Raw genomic sequence first — 17,573 nt, forward strand, 5'->3', positions numbered from 1 at the left:
ACTGGAATCCTCATGAACACACTGCTCAACATCATCTGGCTCGTGCTCTCGGGCTTCTGGCTGTTCCTCGGCTACGCCGTCGCGGCGCTCGTGATGTTCGTGCTGATCCTCACGATCCCGTGGGGCATCGCCGCATGGCGCGTCGGCGTCTACGCGCTCTGGCCGTTCGGCAAGACGATCGTCGACAAGCCGACCGCGGGCGTCGGCTCGTTCCTCGGCAACGTGGTGTGGGTGGTCCTCGCCGGCTGGTGGCTCGCGATCGGGCACATCCTGTCGGGCCTGGCGCTGTGCCTCACGATCATCGGCATCCCGCTCGGCATCGCGAACTTCAAGCTCGTGCCGGTCTCGCTGATGCCCCTCGGCAAGGACATCGTCGACATCCGGTGAGCGCACCCACGCGCACGGTCGACCGGGAGATCCTCCGGCTGGCCGTGCCCGCGCTCGGCGCCCTCATCGCCGAGCCCCTGTTCCTCCTCGCCGACACCGCCATGGTCGGCCACCTCGGCGCGACGCCGCTCGCTGGCCTCGGGCTGGCCAGCGCCGTCCTGCAGACGATCATCGGCCTGATGGTGTTCCTCGCCTACGCCACGACCCCGGCCGTCGCCCGCCGGCTCGGCGCGGGCGACCTTCGCGGCGCCGTATCGTCGGGCGTCGACGGGCTCTGGCTCGCGACCGGCCTCGGCGTCGTCATCGCGGTCGCCGGGTGGCTCGCGACCCCGCTGCTCGTGGGCGCGTTCGGGGCGTCGGAGGCGGTCGCCTCGGAGGCATCCGTGTACCTCTCGATCTCGATGGCCGGCCTGCCCGCCATGCTGCTCGTGTTCGCCGCGACCGGGCTGCTGCGCGGCCTGCAGGACACGCGCACGCCGCTGTGGGTCGCCGGCCTCGGGTTCGGCGCGAACATCGTGCTGAACTACCTCTTCATCTACGTGGCCGGCTGGGGCATCGCGGGGTCGGCGATCGGCACGGTCGTGGCGCAGTGGGGCATGGTCGTCGTCTACCTCGTGGTGATCGCGGGGCACGCGCGGCGCGTGGGCGCGAGCTGGCTGCCGCGCCACGTGGGCGTGCTGCAGGGAGCGGCGTCGGGCGGATGGCTGTTCCTGCGCACGCTCAGTCTGCGCGCGGCGATGCTGCTGGCGACGTGGTCGGCGACGGTGCTCGGCACCGACGAGCTGGCCGCGTTCCAGGTCGCGATGACGCTGTACGCGACGCTCGCGTTCGCCCTCGACGCGCTCGCGATCGCGGCGCAGGCGCTCGTGGGCAAGGGGCTCGGCGCGGGCGACGCGTCCGGAGTGCGCGCAGTGCTGCGGCGATGCCTCGAGTGGGGCATCGGCGCGGGCGTCGTGCTCGGAGCGGTCGTGGTCGCGACCGCGTGGGTGCTGCCGGCCCTGTTCACCTCGTCGGAGGCGGTCATCGCGCTGCTGCCGTGGACGCTCGTGGTGCTCGGCGTCTCGACCCCGCTCGCGGGGCTCGTGTTCGTGCTCGACGGCGTGCTGATCGGCGCCGGCGACGCGCGCTACCTCGCCTGGACGGGCCTCGTGAACCTCGCGGCCTTCGTGCCGCTCGCCCTCGCGGTCGTCTGGTGGGCGGATGCCGCGGCCGGCCTCCCCGGCGCCACGACGCTCGCCCTGCTCATGGCAGCGTTCGCGATCGGCTACCTCGCCGCCCGCTCCGTCACCCTGTCGCTGCGCGCCCGCGGCACCCGCTGGATGGTGCTCGGCGCCCGCTGACGCGTCCGCTCGCCCCGCCCTCCGCTCCCGCGCCACCGCCACCGCTTTCCCGCGCCACCGAGTACGCAAAGTGCCGCAATCCTCGCCGCGTTTCCGCACTCTGCGTACTCCGTCGCGGCACCTCCCGCCCACCGAGTACGCAAGTGGCGGAAACTCCGCAGGGGTTTCCGCAGTTTGCGTACTCCGTCGGGCGGGTGGGGGGGGGCGGCGGACTAGCGTGGGCGAATGGGGTACTTCGTGGTGGTGCTGCCGGTCGAGCGGATGCGAGTGGGCGACGAGTTCCCGGTCGGCACGTGGCCGCTGCACCTGACCGTGATCCCGCCGTTCCGCACGCCGGCGGACGCCGACGAGGTCGCGGCGGTGCTCGCCGATGCGTCTGGTGAGGCATCCGCCCTGCCCCTGCGCCTCGGCGCCGACGCGATGTTCGGCCGGAAGCACGACGTGCCGGTGCGCCTCGTGGAGGATCCCGACGGCGTCGAGATGGCGCTGCACGTGCACCTGCTCGACGCGCTCGTGCGGGTCGCCGTGCGGCCCGATGCGCTCGATCACGTGGGCGCGGGCCATCGCCCGCACATCACGCACCAGCCCGACGCGCGCACCGAGGAGGGCGACGAGCTCGTGCTGCGCCAGCTCGCGCTCATCGATATGCGCCCGCCCGGCGGCGGCCGCCGCGTCGCCTGGGTGCGCGACCTCCCCGACGCCTGACCCGCACACTCCTCCGCCGCCCACCCACGGCCGGCCGCACCCGCACGTCCACCCACCAGCCCCCACGCCGGCACGTGCCGATCGCACCGGCCCGTCCGAGTCGCACGGGCACGCGCTCCAGCACGGGCCCGTGCGATTTCGACGGGCCGGCGCCGGGGGCGCTGCCTGCGCCGGCACGTGCCAGTCGCACGGGCACGCCGAAGTCGCACGGGCACGCCGAAGTCGCACGGGCACGCCGAAGTCGGCGTGCCCGAACTATCACGACGTGCCGGCGCGAGGCGGCCGCGGCGTCAGGCGCCGCCGGGCGCGCCGAGCCACTCGCGCGCGGCCGCGGTGAGCGCGGTCACGCCGGTGTCGATCGTCGGTTGCGGCAGCGGGGCGAACAGGGGCGAGTGGTTGGCCGGCAGCGTGGGCTCGATCGTGCCGAGCGGGCCGGTGAACAGCTCGGGCGCGAATCCGCCGAGGAACCAGTAGACGAGGGGGGCACCGACGGCGGATGCCAGGATGCCAACGTCCTCGCTGCCGGTGATCTGGCCGGGGTCGCCGACGTGCGCATCGCCGAGCGCCGAACGCAGCGCGGCGGCGGTGCGCTCGGTCGCGTCGGGGTCGTTGAACGTGACGGGGTAGTCCTCGCCGTAGGTGAACTCGGGCGGTCGCGGCGCGGCCGAGGCCTCAGACTCGGCCCGGATGATGCGCTCGACCGAGGCGAGCAGCTTCGCCCGCACGTCGGGGTCGAAGGCCCGCAGCGAGATCTCGAGCGTCGCCTCGGCCGGGATGATGTTGCTCTTCGTGCCGGCGTGGATCGCCCCGACCGACACCACGGCCGTCTGCTTGGGCGACACCTCGCGCGACACGACCGTCTGCAGCCGCATGACCGCGGCCGCGGCCATCACGACCGGGTCGATCGCGGTCTCGGGGCGCGAGCCGTGCCCGCCCTGGCCGAACAGCTTCGCCGTGATCGCGTTCACCGCGGCCATCGCCGGGCCCGAGTGCACCACGACGGTGCCCGCCGGGAATCCCGAGACGTGCTGGCCGAGCACCACGTCGGGCGTCGGCACCTTGTCGTAGAGGCCGTCCTCGACCATCGCCTGCGCGCCGCCGTCGCGCTCCTCCGACGGCTGGAACACCGCGATGAGCGTGCCACGCCACTGCGACCGCTCGTCGACGAGCCGCTCGACTGCGCCGACGAGGCAGGTCATGTGCACGTCGTGCCCGCACGCGTGCATCACCGGCACGTCGCGCCCCATCGGGTCGACGCCGCGCGCCTCGCTCGCGTACGGCAGGCCGGTCTCCTCCCCCACGGGCAGGCCGTCCATGTCGGCCCGCAGCAGCACCGTCGGCCCGTCGCCGTTGCGCAGCACCGCCGCGACGCCGGTGCCCGCGATGCCCGCGAACACCTCCAGGCCCAGGTCGGTCATGCGCTCCGCCACGATCGCCGCGGTGCGATGCTCCGCGAACGAGAGCTCCGGATGCTCGTGCAGGTCGAAGTACAACGCCTCGAGGTCGATCGCCATGCTGGTCAGCCTAGGGGCGCGCGCCGCGCGGGAACAGGGCGCCCACCGGCGGCAGGGCGGTCGAGCGGATGCCACGGGCCGGCCCGGCCCGAAGCGAGAACATGCAACTCCGTGCGACACGCCGCCTCGTTGCATGTATTCGCCGCCATGAGTCAGATCTGCATGTTTTCGCTATACGAACCCACGGCAGGGCGGTCGAGCGGATACCTCGGGGCCGCGTCTCGCCCGGGTCGGCGCGGCAGCCGCCCGGGTAGGCGCAGCGTGTCAGACGCGGCGGCGCGCCAGACAGCGCGTCAGGCGCGCGGCGGTGCGGTGGTGTCGCCGACGTGCAGCTCGCTCGTGAAACGCACCGAGGCGGGGCGCTCGCCCGCGAGCATCCGCACCACGGCCTCTCCGGCGGCGCGGCCCTTCGCGACCGACGGCTGCACGAGCGTCGTGAGGTCGGCCTGGAGCCCGTCGGGGCGGATGCCGTCGAAGCCGATCACGCTGAGCTCCTCGGGCACGCGGATGCCGAGTTCCTCGGCGGCCCGGATCACGCCGGCCGCCAGCAGGTCGCTCTGCGCGATGATCGCGGTCGGCCGGCCGGCCGGATCGCGGAGCAGCGCACGCGCGGCCTCGAGCCCCTCCTCGATCGACGACCCACCGGCGACGCGTCCGCCGATCCCGGGGAACACGTCGCGCGCCCCGCGCAACCGCTCGCTGGCGGTGTCGGCGGTGCTGACGTGCTCGAGGTCGGGGGTGAGTGGCCCGCGCGTGCGCGCGGCGTCGAAGGGCAGGGTCACCAGCGCGACATCCGTGTGCCCGAGCGACCGCAGGTACTCCGCCCCGGCGCGCGTCGCCTCGCGGTTGTCGATACCGATCTCGACGATGTCGTCGCCCGGGTCGCCCTCGATCGCGACCGCGGGGATGCCCCTGCGCCGCAGCACCTCGAGCGACTCGCCGAGCCGCGGGCTGCAGCCGACGAGCACGACGGCGTCGAGCGGGGCGTCCTCGATCGACACCGCGTTCGCGCCGCGGCCGGTCTCGGTGAGCAGCAGCACGCCGGCGCCGAGCGGCGCGATCGCGTCGGAGAGGCCGTCGAGCATCTGGAGCTTCACGGGGTCGAGGAAGGCCGACCGCACGCGCTCCTCGACCACGACGCCGACGATGCCCGAGCGGCCGCGCCGCAGCGAGCGGGCGCGGGGGTCGGGACCGGCGTAGCCGAGTTCGGATGCGGCGGCGAGCACGCGCTCCTTGGTGGCATCCGACACGGGGCCCGAGCCCGAGAACGCGAGCGACGCGGTCGACGACGACACCCCGGCGCGCGCGGCGACGTCGGCGAGCGTGCAGCGCTGCGCCTGCTCGGCGGCGGGTGCTCCGGTCGGCATGTGGTCCTCGGGTGGTGGGATCGGGGATGCGGCGGGCCGGGTTCTCGGGCGGGTCCCGCGAGCGGTCGGCCCGGGGCGGACGTGCGGTGCCGCAGGCCCCATGCTGGGGCATCCGTCGCCGTTGTCCTGCCCGGCGTCCACAGGGTATTCTAGTCGAATCGATTCGACCCCGCTCGGGGCGAGCACCACCACGACCAGCGAGCCGACGATGACCAGCCCCACCCCGGACACCCAGCCCACCTACGTGCCGCACCGGGGCACCCGCGACCGCCGCGAGCTCGCCGCCTGGCGCAACGCGCTGTTCGCCGTCTTCTTCCTCTCGGGGTTCGGCCTGTCGGCCTGGGTCGCCCGCCTGCCCGCGATCCGCGACGACGTCGGGCTCTCCACGGCGGCGGTCGGGCTCGTGCTGCTCGCCGGCTCCGGGGCATCCATCATCGGCCTCGTCGGCGCACCGCCGCTGCTCGCGCGCATCGGCGCCCGGGCCGGGATGGTCGGCGCGCTCGCGACGGCCTCCCTCGGCCTGGTCGCGATCGGCGCCGGCGCGACCGTGTTCGGCGCCCTGCCGCTCGTCGTGGTCGGGCTCGCCCTGTTCGGTCTCGGCAACGGCGCGGTCGACGTGATCATGAACGTCGACGCCGCCGAGGCGGAGCGCGAGATCGGCCGCACGATCATGCCGCTCATGCACGCGTTCTTCAGCATCGGCACGGTCGTCGGCGCCGGGATCGCCGCCGGCGCAGCGGCGCTCGGCATGGCGGTCGCGGTGCACCTGAGCATCGTCGCGGTCGTGGTCGTCGGCGGCGTCCTCGTCGCGGTGCGATTCGTCCCCCGACGCGAAGCCGTCGGCGACCCGGCACCGGGCTCCGCGGCACGCGAGCCCTGGTCGGCACGCTTCCGGGCCGGCCTGTCGGTGTGGGGCGACCCGCGCCTGCTGCTGATCGGCGTGGTGATCCTCGGCATGGCGTTCGCCGAGGGCTCCGCCAACGACTGGATCGCCATCGCGACCGTAGACGGCCACGGCTTCGACGAGACCGCGGGCGCGCTCATGCTCACCGCGTTCATGGTGGCGATGACGACCGGCCGCATGCTCGGCGGCCCGGTCATCGATCGCTTCGGCCGCGTGCCCGTGCTGCGTGCGCTCGCGGTCATCGCGATCGCGGGCCTCGCCCTGTTCATCTTCGGCACCGCGACCTGGATGCTCGTCGCCGGCGCGGTGCTCTGGGGCGTCGGCGCGTCGCTGGGCTTCCCGGTCGGCATGTCCGCGGCCGCCGACCACCCGACGCAGTCGGCCGCGCGCGTGAGCGCGGTGGCGATCATCGGCTACATGGCGTTCCTCGTCGGCCCGCCGCTGATCGGGTTCCTCGGCGAGCAGTTCGGCATCCTGAACGGCCTGCTGGTCGTGCTCGGCCTCATGGTGCTGTCGGGTCTGGCCGCACCGGCCGCGCGCGCGCGCTCGCGCGCCGCCGGCATGTAGCGAGAACATGCAGATTCGGTGCCGTGGCGCCGAAAGCATGCAACGAAACGGCGTGTCGCACGGAGTTGCATGTATTCGCTGCGTGCGCCCGCCGGCAGCAGGGGCATCCGCTCGCCCGACGTAGAATCGCACGGTGCGCCTCGTCATCGCCCGCTGCTCCGTCGACTACGCCGGCCGCCTCTCGGCGCACCTGCCGCTCGCCACGCGGCTGCTCGTGCTGAAGGCCGACGGCAGCGTGCTCGTGCACTCCGACGGCGGCAGCTACAAGCCCCTGAACTGGATGAGCCCGCCGTGCGCCCTCGCGGTCGAGGCGCCCGACGACGAGCAGGCCGCCGCGGGCATCACCGAGCGCTGGCGCGTGACGCACGCGAAGACCGAGGACCAGCTGATCGTGTCGGTGCACGAGGTGCTGCACGACTCCGCGCACGAGCTCGGCATCGACCCCGGCCTGCAGAAGGACGGCGTCGAGTCGCACCTCCAGGCGCTGCTGGCCGAGCAGATCGAGCTGCTCGGCGACGGCTACCGCCTCGTGCGCCGCGAGTACATGACCGCGATCGGGCCGGTCGACATCCTGGCGACGGATGCCTCGGGCGCATCGGTCGCCGTCGAGCTGAAGCGCCGCGGCGACATCGACGGCGTCGAGCAGCTCACCCGCTACCTCGAGCTGATGAACCGCGACCCGCTGCTCGCCCCGGTACAGGGCGTGTTCGCCGCCCAGGAGATCAAGCCGCAGGCGCGCACGCTCGCCGAGGACCGCGGCATCCGCTGCGTCGTGCTCGACTACGACGCCATGAAGGGCGTCGACAGCGGGCGCCCGACGCTCTTCTGAACCTTTCTCTCAGCGTCTGAGCCCTTCTCTCAGCGCACCACCGTGCGAATCGAAGGACGATTCGTCCGACACGCCGCCCACGCGCCCGCACGGCGCGCACATCTCCTTCGTTCCGCACGGCCGCTCACCGCCATAGCCACGGGGTACCCCCCGAACGCGGTGAGAGCGTTTGCAGCGGGGAGGCGTACCATGGCGCGCGTGTCTGAATCCGTTCCCCCCACGCCGACAGCGACCCGAAGCTGGTCGGCCGTGCTTCTCGACCTCGACGGCACCGTCACCGACTCGGCGCCGGGCATCATCGCGTCGCTGAAGCACACGTTCACCACGCTCGGCCTCCCCGTGCCGAACGACGACGAACTCACCCTGTTCGTCGGCCCCCCGCTCGCCGACACCATGCGCATGCACGGCGGCTTCAACGACCACGAGACGATGCACGCCGTCGACGTCTACCGCGACCACTACGCGGGGCACGCGCTGCACGCGCCCGTATTCCCGGGCATGGCCGGGCTCATCGAGACCCTCGGCATGAGCAGCGTGCCGCTGTCGCTCGCGACGAGCAAGCCCGAGTCGCTCGCCACGAAGATCCTCGAGCACCACGGCCTCGCGCAGCACTTCGACGTGATCTGCGGCGCGAGCGAGGACGAGTCGCGCGCGGCCAAGAGCGACATCGTCGCCGAGGCGCTGCGCCGGCTGCGCCAGCAGGGTGCCGACGTCTCCAGCCCGGTGATGGTCGGCGACCGCGGTTACGACGCGATCGGCGCCGCCGTGAACGATGTGCCCACGATCATGGTCGAGTGGGGCTACGGCTCGCCGCTCGAGGCGGGCGAGGCCATGGCCGTCGTGCACTCGATCGACCAGCTGCGGGCGCTCCTGCTCACCTGACGCGAGCCGCGCGCCCCGCGGCTCAGTCGTCGAGCTCCTGGAACACCGTGAGGTGCAGCCCGGCCGGGCCGTCGAAGCGCGCGTTCAGCGAGCGCCACGGCGTCTCGGTCGGCGGGGCCACGACGGTCGCGCCGGCGTGTTCGAGGTCGGATGCCACCTCGGCGGCATCCGCCACCTCGAAGGCGACGCGCAGGTGGCCGGCCACCTTCCGGCCCACCTCGACGTCGTCGATCATGCGCGTCTGCGCCGGGTTCGCGAGCTCGAGCGTGGCGCGCCCCGCATCGAGGATCACGACCCTCGCGCCGCCGTCGGCCTCGTACGCCTCCTGCTCGGGCATGCCCAACACGTCGCGGTAGAACGCGAGCGCCTCCTCGAAGTCCTCGGCCTCGACGACCAGCCGCAGCTGCCGCACCCGCCCCGTGCCATTCCCGCCGTTCCCCATGCCCCGACGCTACCGCCGGGGGCGCGTCAGGCGAAGAGCCGCTGACCCACGAACTCGCCCTCGGCCACGCCGCCGGGCACCGCGAAGATCGCCGAGCCGACGTGCTTGAGGTACTCGTTCAGGCCGTCGGCCGCGAGGCTGCGCTGCACGTCGATGAACTGCTGGGGCGAGCGCTGGAACGACAGGAAGAACAGCCCGGCGTCGAGCCGGCCGAGCGCGTCGTTGCCGTCGACGAAGTTGTAGCCGCGGCGGAGCATCCGTGCCCCGCCGTTCTGGGTGGGATGCGCGAGCTTCACGTGCGCCGCGGTGTCGATGAGCGGCTGTCCGGCCGCGCCGGTCGCCTCGAAGTCGGGCTCGGTGAACTCGGTGCCGCCCGAGAGCGGCGCGCCCTCGCCCTTCGACCGGCCGACGAGCATCTCCTGCTCGCCGAGCTGCACGCGGTCCCAGTTCTCGATGATCATGCGGATGCGGCGGGCGACCAGGTACGAGCCGCCGGCCATCCACGCGGGGCCGTCGTCGGGTGCCGCCCACACGTGCTCGCCGAGCGCGTCGCGCTCCTCGGCCTTGATGTTGGCCGTGCCGTCCTTGAAGCCGAAGAGGTTGCGCGGGGTCGCCTGGGCGGTCGACGTCGACGACGTGCGGCCGAACCCGAGCTGCGACCAGCGCAGGCTCGCACGCCCGAACGCGATGCGGCTGAGGTTGCGGATCGCGTGCACCGCCACCTGCGGGTCGTCGGCGCAGGCCTGGATGCAGAGGTCGCCGCCCGTGTACTGCGGCACGAGCGCGTCGCCCTGGAACCGCGGCAGGTCGACGAGCTCGGCCGGCCGACGGGCGGCGATCCCGAAGCGGTCGACCCCGTCGGCGTCCTCGAACAGGCCGGGGCCGAAGCCGAACGTGATCGTGAGGCCCGCGGCGGGCAGGCCGAGCGCCTCCCCCGTGTCGACCGGCGGCGCCACGTCGGACCCGCCGACCGCGCCGCCCTCGGCGACCTCGAGGCCCTGCGTGAGGCGGGCCGCAGCGTCGGTCCACTCCGTGAGCAGCTCGATCAGCCCGTCGCGGTCGAGGGAGTCGGCCACGTCGAACGCCGCGAAGTGCAGGCGGTCCTGCGCCGGGGTCGTGATGCCGGCCTGGTGCGTACCGAAGAACGGGTACTGCTCCGCGCCGGAGCCCGAGACGGCCTGGGCGCCCCCGGCGGTCGCGGCGACGACGGCGGCACCGCCCACGGCACCGGCCGCGACGCCCGCCGCGCCCGCGCCGAACAGCCCCAGCAGGTGTCGCCTGCTGACGCCGCCGTGCGCGGACTCGGGTGCCTCGTCGGGGGTGCCGTGGGCGGTGCGCTCGGTCATGCGACGTCCAGCACCGTGGCGGTCAGCTGCGACAGCGGCTCGGCGAGCGCGTTGACCGCGTCGGAGAGGGCGCGCTTGTCGGCGTCGGTCAGCGTCGCGTAGTCGACGAAGCCGTCCTCGAGCGAGCCGTACTCGGCGAGCGCGGCCTCGAGCGCGTCGAACTGCACGTCGATCTCCTCGGCGAGCGCCACGCCCGCGTCGCCGCGCGACTCGGCGATGTCGCGCACGGCGCCGAACGCGACGCCCGCGCCCTGCACGTTGGCCGCGAAGTCGCTCAGGTCGGTGCCCGACCACCAGTCCTCCTCGCCGGTGATCTTGCCGGCGGCGACCTCGTCGAGCAGCGCGATCGCGCCGTTCGAGATGTCGGCGAGGGTGAGCGAGAACTCGTCGGCGGTCACGAGCGCGTGCAGCTCGGTGATGTCGGCGACGAGCCCGTCGGCGAACGCCTGCCGCTCCTCGGGGGTCGACGGCGCCCAGTCCAGCAGCGCGTCCTGGCCGTCGGAGTTGAGGTCGCCCGCCTCAGGGGCCCACAGGTCCTTCTCCATGCGGTGGAACCCGGTCCAGTCGAGGCCGTCGGCGACGGCGTCGACCTCGCGGAAGTCGATCTTCGGGTCGAGGTCGCCGAACGCCTCGGCCGTCGGCTCGATGCGCTCGTAGAACACGCGGGTCGCCGCGAAGAGCGATCGCGCGGTGTCGTCGTCGCCGGCGGCGTAGGCCTCGGCGAACGCCTCGACGGCCGGGATCAGCTCGGCGGCCTGCGAGCGCACGTACGCGGTGTACTCGGTGACGGCGGTGTCGACGAGCTCCTGCTCGCTCGCCGAGATCTCGGTCGCCTCGCCCGTCACGGTGAACTCCGCGAGGCCGACCGGGGCACCGACCTGCTGGAACTTGCAGGCGGTGTAGTAGGTGCCGGGCTCGAGCTGCGCGACATAGGAGATCTGCTGGCCGGGCGTGATGTTCTCCTTCTCGCCCACGATGCGCAGCTTGTCGTCGGCGAGGATCTCGAACTCGTTGACGTCGGTGCCGTTGTTGGCGAGGGCGAAGGTGATCGCGCCGGCCTCGGCGGTGGCGACCGCGACGTCGCACGACTCGTCGCGGATGTCGACGGCCACACCGGAGCCGGCGGGCGCGTTGGCGACGCAGCCGGTCAGTGCGAGCGCGAGGGTGGTCGCTCCTGCGAGGGGGACGAGGGCGCGACGGGGCATAGGGGTACTCCTGGGTCGATCTTGCGGGGGGAACGTGGCCGGAGCGGCCGGGGTCAGGCGAGTTGGTGGTCCCGGCGGACGGGAGCGGGGTCGGCGGCAGGGGCCACGGATGCGGCCGGCTCGGCGGTATCCGCCCTGCTGTCGGATTCCCCTGACGGCGACGCGACCGGCGCGACCCGCGCGACGGGGGCACGACGCGCGCGCAGCAGCCGCACGTACAGGGCGGACGTGATCACGAGGTACGCGGCCCAGCCGATGAGCTGCGCCCACGTGGGCTCGGGCGTGAAGTTGAAGACGCCCGCGAGCACTGCGCCGTACCAGCTCGACGGCGAGATCACGGTGGCGACGCTGAAGGCGGCGACGCCGGCGCCGGGGATGAGGCCGGCCTCCTGCAGGTCGCCGATCGCGTACGCGAACACGCCGGCGACCACCAGGATCAGGAAGAACCCGGTCCAGGTGAAGAAGCGCGACAGGTTGATGCGCACGAGGCCCTTCGAGAGCGCCCACGAGAGCGCGACGGCGGTGAGGATGCCGAGCACCGCGCCGACGACGCCGAGCGCGGCGTTCGCCCCGCTCGACACGCTCGCCCAGACGAACAGGGCGGTCTCGATGCCCTCGCGCCCGACGCTCACGACGCCGAGCCCGATGATCGCGAGCGCCGATCCGCCGGCGAGCACCTCGTCGACCTGGCCGCGCAGCTGCGAGGCGAGGGCGGCGCCGTGCCGCCCCATCCAGAAGATCATCCAGGTGACCATGCCGACGGCGACCAGCGAGAGGATGCCGCCGAGCAGCTCCTGCGCCTGGAAGCTCAGCCCGTACGGGCCCCAGGTGAGGATCGCTCCGACGCCGAGCGAGATGGCGATGGCACCGGCGATGCCGACCCAGAGCTTCCCGAGCAGGTCGCGCCGGCCGATCTTGCCGAGGTAGGCGACGAGGATGCCGACGATGAGGCCGGCCTCGAGGCCCTCGCGGAGGCCGATCATGTAGTTCGCGAGCACGGTGCTCCTCGACGTGGTGCGGATGGGAGGTGCCGGGACGAGCCGGGCACGCTTAGGTTAGCCTAACCTCTCTCCGACGTACACCCCGCCGCGAGCAGCCCCTCGCCCGCCCGCGCCCCACGACGTACGCTGAATCCGTGCTCACTCCGCCCGACACTCCGAAGCGCCCCGTCGAACGCACGCACCACGGCGACACGTTCCACGATCCGTACGAGTGGCTCCGCGACAAGGACTCCCCCGAGGTCATCGCGCACCTGCACGAGGAGAACGCCTACACGAAGGCGCGCAACGAGCACCTCACGCTGCTGCAGGAGCAGCTGTTCGAGGAGATCCGGCACCGCACCAAGGAGACCGACCTCTCGGTGCCCGCGCGCGAGGGCGCCTGGTGGTACTACTCGCGCACCGTCGAGGGCCAGCAGTACGGCATCCACTGCCGCGTGCCCGCCGCCGGCCCCGACGACTGGGACCCGCCGCAGCTCCCCGAGGACGGCGGCAGCCTGCCGGGCGAGCAGGTGCTGCTCGACGCCAACGTCGAGGCGGAGGGCCACGAGTTCTTCTCGCTCGGCAGCTTCGACGTCACGGAAGACGGCGAGACGCTGCTCTACGCGACGGACACGGAGGGCGACGAGCGCTACACGATCCGCCTGCGGTCACTGCGGGCGGATGCCACGGGCGACGAGTTCGCCGACGAGATCCCGAACACCGCGCACGGCGCCCTCTTCGACACGAGCGGGCGGTACGTCTTCTACGCGACCGTCGACGAGAGCTGGCGCCCCGACACGATCTGGCGGCATGAGGTCGGCACACCGGCGGCCGACGACGTGCAGGTGTTCCACGAGCCCGACGAGCAGTTCTGGATCGGCGTCGGGCTGACCCGCAGCCGGAAGTACCTGGTCATCGAGGCCGGCTCGAACATCACGAGCGAGGCGCACCTGCTGGACGCGAGCGACCCGACCGGCGAGTTCCGCGTCGTCTGGCCGCGCGTGCGCGGCGTCGAGTACGAGATCGAGCACGCCGTCGCACGCGGGCACGACCGTCTCCTGATCCTGCACAACGACGGCGCAGTGAACTTCGAGCTCGTGAGCGTCGCGGCCGACGACCCGCAGGGCGAACGGCGCATGCTCGTGCCGCACAGCGATCGCATCCGGCTCGAGGGCGTCGACGCGTTCCGCGACTTCGTCGCCGTCGAGTACCGGCGCGACGGCCTGCCGCGGGTCGCGGTGGCGCGCGTGCCGAAGGGCGCCAACGGCGACGACACCCCGCACGAGCTGACCTTCGACGAGGAGCTGTTCTCGGTGGGCGTGCGCGGCAACCCCGAGTGGACGCAGCCCACGCTGCGCATCGGCTACACGAGCTTCGTGACGCCCACCACGATCTCCGACTACGTGGTCGAGACCGGCGAGCTGAAGCTGCGCAAGCAGCAGCCCGTGCTCGGCGGCTACGACCCGGCCGACTACGCACAGCGCCGCGTCTGGGCCACCGCCGACGACGGCACGCGCATCCCGATCTCGCTGGTCTACCGCCGCGACCTCGTCACCCCCGGCGAGCCGGCGCCGACCCTGCTCTACGGCTACGGGTCCTACGAGCACTCGATCGACCCCGGCTTCGGCATCCCGCGGCTCAGCCTGCTCGATCGCGGCATGATCTTCGCGGTCGCGCACGTGCGCGGCGGCGGCGAGATGGGCCGGCTCTGGTACGAGCACGGCAAGAAGCAGCACAAGCGCAACACGTTCACCGACTTCGTCGCGTGCGCCGAGCAGCTCATCGACGACGACTGGACCGCCCCCGACCGCCTCGTCGCGCAGGGCGGCAGCGCCGGCGGGCTGCTCATGGGCGCGGTCGCGAACCTCGCGCCCAGGCTGTTCTCGGGCATCCTCGCCGAGGTGCCGTTCGTCGACGCGCTCACGTCGATCCTCGACCCCGACCTGCCGCTCACCGTCATCGAGTGGGACGAGTGGGGCGACCCGCTGCACGACCCCGAGGTGTACGCGTACATGAAGTCGTACACCCCGTACGAGAACGTGCACGAGACGCACTACCCGCCGATCCTCGCCGTCACGAGCCTCAACGACACGCGCGTGCTCTACGTGGAGCCGGCGAAGTGGGTCGCGCGGCTGCGCGACGTCGGGGCCGACGCCCAGCTCAAGATCGAGATGGCGGCCGGGCACGGCGGCGTCTCGGGCCGGTACAAGGCCTGGCGCGAGCGCGCGTTCTCGTACGCCTGGGTGATCGACGCCGCCGGTGCGCACCCGTCCGGCGAGTAGGACGAGCCGGGCGGATGCAACGGGGCCGCCGCAGCCCCGCCGCGCCGGATCGGAGCATCCGACTCGCGCCACCCCTTCCCTCGCGCCCCGCGAACGGGTGTGATGGGGTGAAGGCGAGCGCGCCGGACGAGGGAGGCCCGATGAGCGACGACGACACGACCACCACCGCGGCGCCGGCGGGGCGAGCGGATGCCTCCGACGCATCCGACCGCCCCACCCTGAGCGACCTCTGGACCGACCACCTCGGCCGCTGGTCGATCCGCGCGGTGCAGCTGCTCGCGATCGTCGTGATCGTGTCGCTCGTGGTGATCGGGCTCGTGCAGCTGAAGCTCGTCGTGATCCCGGTGCTGCTCGCGGTCATCCTCGCGGCAGCGGCCGCGCCGCTCGTCGGCTGGTTCCGGCGGGTGGGCATGGCGCCGATCCTCGCGGCCTGGGTCACGCTGCTCGGCGGCATCCTCGTCTTCGGCGGACTCATCACGGCGATCGTCTTCGCCGTGCGCGACCAGTGGGACGAGCTCTACGACTCGGCGCTCGACGGCTTCGACGAGCTGCGCATCTGGGTGCTCGACGGGCCGCTGCCGATCGACCAGTCCGCCATCGACGAGGCCTTCGACTGGGTGGTCGACTTCCTGACGAGCGCGCAGTTCGGGTCGGGCGCCATCGCCGGCGTCTCGGCCGCGGCGCAGGTCGTGACCGGCCTCGTGCTCGGCATCGTGATCCTGTTCTTCTTCCTGAAGGACGGCGACGTCATCTGGGAGTTCTTCCTGACGCCGTTCCGGGGCGAGGCGCTCGCGCGCGGGCGCCGCGTCGGGCGCACGGGCGTGACCGTGCTCGGCGGCTACATCCGCGGCACGGCGATCATCGCCGCGGTCGACGCGATCGGCATCGGCATCGGCCTGGCGATCCTGCAGGTGCCGCTCTGGCTGCCGCTCAGCGTCATCGTGTTCATCGGCGCGTTCGTGCCACTCGTCGGCGCCACGGTCGCGGGCGCCCTCGCGGCACTCATCGCGCTGGTCGCGAACGGCCCGATCGCCGCGCTCATCGTGATCGCGATCGTGATCGGCGTGAACCAGCTCGAGGGCAACTTCCTGCAGCCGGTCGTGATGGCGCAGTCGCTGAAGCTGCATCCGCTCGTGATCCTGGTCGCGCTGGCGGCCGGCACGATCGTCGGCGGCATCGTGGGCGCGATCCTGTCGGTGCCGATCGCCGCCGTGTCGTGGGCGATCATCAAGACCTGGAACGCCACGGATGCCCCGGAGCCGGCCGGCACCGCGCCGCCACCCGACCCCGGCGCATCCGCCGCCGCACCCGGCGAAGCGGGCACCGAGGCGGAGTGACATGCCCGCCGCGCCGCACCGGGAGCCGGTCCTCAGCCTCGAGCGCTGGTCGACCGACGACCTCCCCGTGCTCGTGCACAGCAACACGCGGCGCATGACGCAGTACCTCGGCGGCCCCGAGTCGCACGCGACCCTGCTGAAGCGGCACGCCAGGTACCTGCGGGCGTGGGAGACGGGCGACGCCCGCATGTTCCGCATCGAGGTCGAGGGCGTGCCCGACCCGGTCGGCTCGGTCGGCTACTGGGAGGACGAGTGGCACGGCCGGCCGGTGTTCGAGTCGGGCTGGAGCGTGCACACGCCCTACCAGGACAACGGGTACGCGACCCGCGCGATGCGGCTGCTGGTGGCGGATGCGGCGGCGCACCGCACTCCGGAGCGCGCGCTGCTCGTGGCGTTCCCGATGGTCGAGAACCTGCCGTCGAACGCGCTCTGTCGCAGGCTCGGGTTCCGTGACGAGGGCGAGCAGGAGTACCCGGGCCGCCGCGGCGGCACCGTGCGCGTGCGCGCCTGGTCGGTCGACCTGCGCGACGTGCCCGCTCAGCCCGTCGACGCCTGAGGAGAAGGTGCCGAGGCGGATGCCGCGAGTCGGGCGACCCGCTGCCTGGCCGCCTCCTCGCTCGGCGACTTCCCGGCGGTCATGCGCAGGCCCCAGAGCAGGAAGCGCGTCGCGGTGATCGCGGGCCAGCGCGGGCGCCGCAGGCGGAGCATCCGCCGCTGCTCGTCGGTCAGCGACGCCACGGCCCCGCCGAAGAAGATCGGGTAGAGCGCGCCGGTGAGGCCGGGCAGCTTCGGGTGCCGCAGCCAGCCGACCGCGTGGGCGACGCGCTCGTCGTACTTCGACTCGGCGGCGAACGCATCGAGCTCGGCCCGCAACGCGGCGAGCGACTCGGGCGGGTCGGTCACGCCCATGAGCCGGCCCGCGGTCGCCCACTCGCGCACGTACGCGTCGGGCCCGCCCGGGATCGGCCCGCCCCAGGTGAGGTGCGCGCCGATGAACGCCTCGGTGAACGCGTCGTGCACCCAGCGCAGCAGGTGCTCGTCGCCGGCGGAGTACTCGCGTTCGACACCGGACGCGTCGACGTACGTGCCGCGCACGCGGTCGTGCAGGCGCGAGACGAAGGCCGAGGCATCCGTCGCCGCCGTTCGATCGCCGAACGTCGTGACCGCGATCCAGCGCACCGTTCCGTCGAGGCGGCCGAGCGGGTCCTCGTGGTAGCGCGACCAGTCGGCCACGCCGGCCATCGCGCCGGGGTGCAGCGTCTGGAGCAGCAGGGCGCGGATGCCCGCGACCAGCGTCGGCAGCGCGCCGTTGACCGCCCACACGGCACTGCCCGGCCCGAAGAACCCGGCGTCGTCGCCCTCGGCGAGCGCGCGGCTCCAGGCCGGCGGGTTCCGCCGCCCCGTGCGCCCCGGGCGCCAGCGCGTCGACCCGCCGTACGCGTCGGGTCCGCCGCGACCGGCCATACTCGACCGTACCCCGGCGGCG

General features: G+C 73.1%; 16 protein-coding genes. 9 read left to right on the forward strand and 7 right to left on the reverse strand.

What is annotated here, in order from left to right; genetic code table 11:
• The first annotated feature begins 12 nt into the window (after positions 1–12).
• The 3 genes from QMG39_RS07015 (at position 13) to QMG39_RS07025 (ending at position 2,432) form a co-directional block, all read left to right on the forward strand.
• Positions 13–387 carry a YccF domain-containing protein gene (locus QMG39_RS07015; RefSeq protein WP_281883452.1) on the forward strand — a complete coding sequence of 125 codons (375 nt, stop codon included), beginning with the start codon at positions 13–15 and terminating at the stop codon, positions 385–387.
• A complete protein-coding gene (locus QMG39_RS07020; RefSeq protein WP_281883454.1) occupies positions 384–1,727 on the forward strand; it encodes an MATE family efflux transporter in 1,344 nt (447 codons plus the stop codon). Before QMG39_RS07015 ends, QMG39_RS07020 begins: the two co-directional genes overlap by 4 nt.
• A 225-nt stretch (positions 1,728–1,952) precedes the next feature.
• Positions 1,953–2,432, forward strand: a complete 480-nt coding sequence (locus QMG39_RS07025; RefSeq protein WP_281883456.1) for a 2'-5' RNA ligase family protein — start codon at positions 1,953–1,955, stop codon at positions 2,430–2,432.
• Between the two features lie 290 nt (positions 2,433–2,722).
• Here the strand turns inward: QMG39_RS07025 and QMG39_RS07030 are convergent, their stop codons facing one another.
• Together QMG39_RS07030 and QMG39_RS07035 are read right to left on the reverse strand one after the other, a co-directional pair.
• A complete protein-coding gene (locus tag QMG39_RS07030; RefSeq protein ID WP_281883458.1) occupies positions 2,723–3,946 on the reverse strand; it encodes an amidohydrolase in 1,224 nt (407 codons plus the stop codon).
• Between the two features lie 293 nt (positions 3,947–4,239).
• Positions 4,240–5,313, reverse strand: a complete 1,074-nt coding sequence (locus tag QMG39_RS07035; RefSeq protein WP_281883460.1) for a LacI family DNA-binding transcriptional regulator — start codon at positions 5,311–5,313, stop codon at positions 4,240–4,242.
• 208 nt (positions 5,314–5,521) lie between these two features.
• Between QMG39_RS07035 and QMG39_RS07040 the strand changes: the two genes are divergently transcribed.
• The 3 genes from QMG39_RS07040 (at position 5,522) to QMG39_RS07050 (ending at position 8,495) form a co-directional block, all read left to right on the forward strand.
• Positions 5,522–6,784 carry an MFS transporter gene (locus QMG39_RS07040; RefSeq protein ID WP_281883462.1) on the forward strand — a complete coding sequence of 421 codons (1,263 nt, stop codon included), beginning with the start codon at positions 5,522–5,524 and terminating at the stop codon, positions 6,782–6,784.
• Positions 6,785–6,917: 133 nt separating this feature from the next.
• Positions 6,918–7,613, forward strand: coding sequence for an endonuclease NucS (gene nucS / locus QMG39_RS07045; protein ID WP_281883465.1), 696 nt, complete (start codon positions 6,918–6,920; stop codon positions 7,611–7,613).
• Positions 7,614–7,862: 249 nt separating this feature from the next.
• The gene (locus QMG39_RS07050; RefSeq protein ID WP_281883467.1) at positions 7,863–8,495 is read left to right on the forward strand and encodes an HAD hydrolase-like protein; all 633 of its coding nucleotides are present in this window, start codon (positions 7,863–7,865) and stop codon (positions 8,493–8,495) included.
• A gap of 22 nt (positions 8,496–8,517) precedes the next feature.
• Here the strand turns inward: QMG39_RS07050 and QMG39_RS07055 are convergent, their stop codons facing one another.
• The 4 genes from QMG39_RS07055 to efeU are packed head-to-tail and all read right to left on the reverse strand — an operon-like array spanning position 8,518 to position 12,486.
• Entirely contained in the window at positions 8,518–8,937 is a 420-nt protein-coding gene (locus tag QMG39_RS07055; protein WP_281883469.1) for a VOC family protein, read from the reverse strand.
• Positions 8,938–8,963: 26 nt separating this feature from the next.
• A complete protein-coding gene (gene efeB / locus QMG39_RS07060) occupies positions 8,964–10,283 on the reverse strand; it encodes an iron uptake transporter deferrochelatase/peroxidase subunit (protein WP_281883471.1) in 1,320 nt (439 codons plus the stop codon).
• Positions 10,280–11,488, reverse strand: coding sequence for an iron uptake system protein EfeO (gene efeO / locus QMG39_RS07065; protein ID WP_281883473.1), 1,209 nt, complete (start codon positions 11,486–11,488; stop codon positions 10,280–10,282). Before efeO ends, efeB begins: the two co-directional genes overlap by 4 nt.
• Positions 11,489–11,541: 53 nt before the next feature.
• The gene (gene efeU, locus QMG39_RS07070; RefSeq protein WP_281883476.1) at positions 11,542–12,486 is read right to left on the reverse strand and encodes an iron uptake transporter permease EfeU; all 945 of its coding nucleotides are present in this window, start codon (positions 12,484–12,486) and stop codon (positions 11,542–11,544) included.
• 137 nt (positions 12,487–12,623) lie between these two features.
• Here efeU and QMG39_RS07075 point away from each other — a divergent pair, with 137 nt between their 5' ends.
• From QMG39_RS07075 to QMG39_RS07085, 3 genes are all read left to right on the forward strand, one after another.
• Complete coding sequence (locus tag QMG39_RS07075) at positions 12,624–14,750, forward strand: S9 family peptidase (RefSeq protein ID WP_281883478.1); 2,127 nt, start codon at positions 12,624–12,626, stop codon at positions 14,748–14,750.
• Between the two features lie 140 nt (positions 14,751–14,890).
• The gene (locus tag QMG39_RS07080; RefSeq protein WP_281883479.1) at positions 14,891–16,087 is read left to right on the forward strand and encodes an AI-2E family transporter; all 1,197 of its coding nucleotides are present in this window, start codon (positions 14,891–14,893) and stop codon (positions 16,085–16,087) included.
• Position 16,088: 1 nt separating this feature from the next.
• Positions 16,089–16,643 carry a GNAT family N-acetyltransferase gene (locus QMG39_RS07085; protein WP_281883482.1) on the forward strand — a complete coding sequence of 185 codons (555 nt, stop codon included), beginning with the start codon at positions 16,089–16,091 and terminating at the stop codon, positions 16,641–16,643.
• Here QMG39_RS07085 and QMG39_RS07090 read toward each other — a convergent pair.
• Complete coding sequence (locus QMG39_RS07090; protein ID WP_281883484.1) at positions 16,625–17,551, reverse strand: oxygenase MpaB family protein; 927 nt, start codon at positions 17,549–17,551, stop codon at positions 16,625–16,627. The two genes, QMG39_RS07085 and QMG39_RS07090, sit on opposite strands and share 19 nt — an antisense overlap.
• Between the last annotated feature and the right edge of the window lie 22 nt (positions 17,552–17,573).

Origin of the sequence: Agromyces rhizosphaerae (assembly GCF_027925245.1) — a bacterium.
GTDB lineage: Bacteria > Actinomycetota > Actinomycetes > Actinomycetales > Microbacteriaceae > Agromyces > Agromyces rhizosphaerae.

Bases quoted from the DNA above. Each gene is read 5' to 3' on its own strand.
- QMG39_RS07035 (WP_281883460.1), bottom strand. From the start codon at position 5,313: ATGCCGACCGGAGCACCCGCCGCCGAGCAGGCGCAGCGCTGCACGCTC.
- QMG39_RS07030 (WP_281883458.1), bottom strand. From the start codon at position 3,946: ATGGCGATCGACCTCGAGGCGTTGTACTTCGACCTGCACGAGCATCCG.
- QMG39_RS07080 (WP_281883479.1), top strand. From the start codon at position 14,891: ATGAGCGACGACGACACGACCACCACCGCGGCGCCGGCGGGGCGAGCG.
- QMG39_RS07055 (WP_281883469.1), bottom strand. From the start codon at position 8,937: ATGGGGAACGGCGGGAATGGCACGGGGCGGGTGCGGCAGCTGCGGCTG.
- QMG39_RS07085 (WP_281883482.1), top strand. From the start codon at position 16,089: ATGCCCGCCGCGCCGCACCGGGAGCCGGTCCTCAGCCTCGAGCGCTGG.
- QMG39_RS07040 (WP_281883462.1), top strand. From the start codon at position 5,522: ATGACCAGCCCCACCCCGGACACCCAGCCCACCTACGTGCCGCACCGG.
- efeO (WP_281883473.1), bottom strand. From the start codon at position 11,488: ATGCCCCGTCGCGCCCTCGTCCCCCTCGCAGGAGCGACCACCCTCGCG.
- efeB (WP_281883471.1), bottom strand. From the start codon at position 10,283: ATGACCGAGCGCACCGCCCACGGCACCCCCGACGAGGCACCCGAGTCC.
- QMG39_RS07090 (WP_281883484.1), bottom strand. From the start codon at position 17,551: ATGGCCGGTCGCGGCGGACCCGACGCGTACGGCGGGTCGACGCGCTGG.
- QMG39_RS07025 (WP_281883456.1), top strand. From the start codon at position 1,953: ATGGGGTACTTCGTGGTGGTGCTGCCGGTCGAGCGGATGCGAGTGGGC.
- QMG39_RS07015 (WP_281883452.1), top strand. From the start codon at position 13: ATGAACACACTGCTCAACATCATCTGGCTCGTGCTCTCGGGCTTCTGG.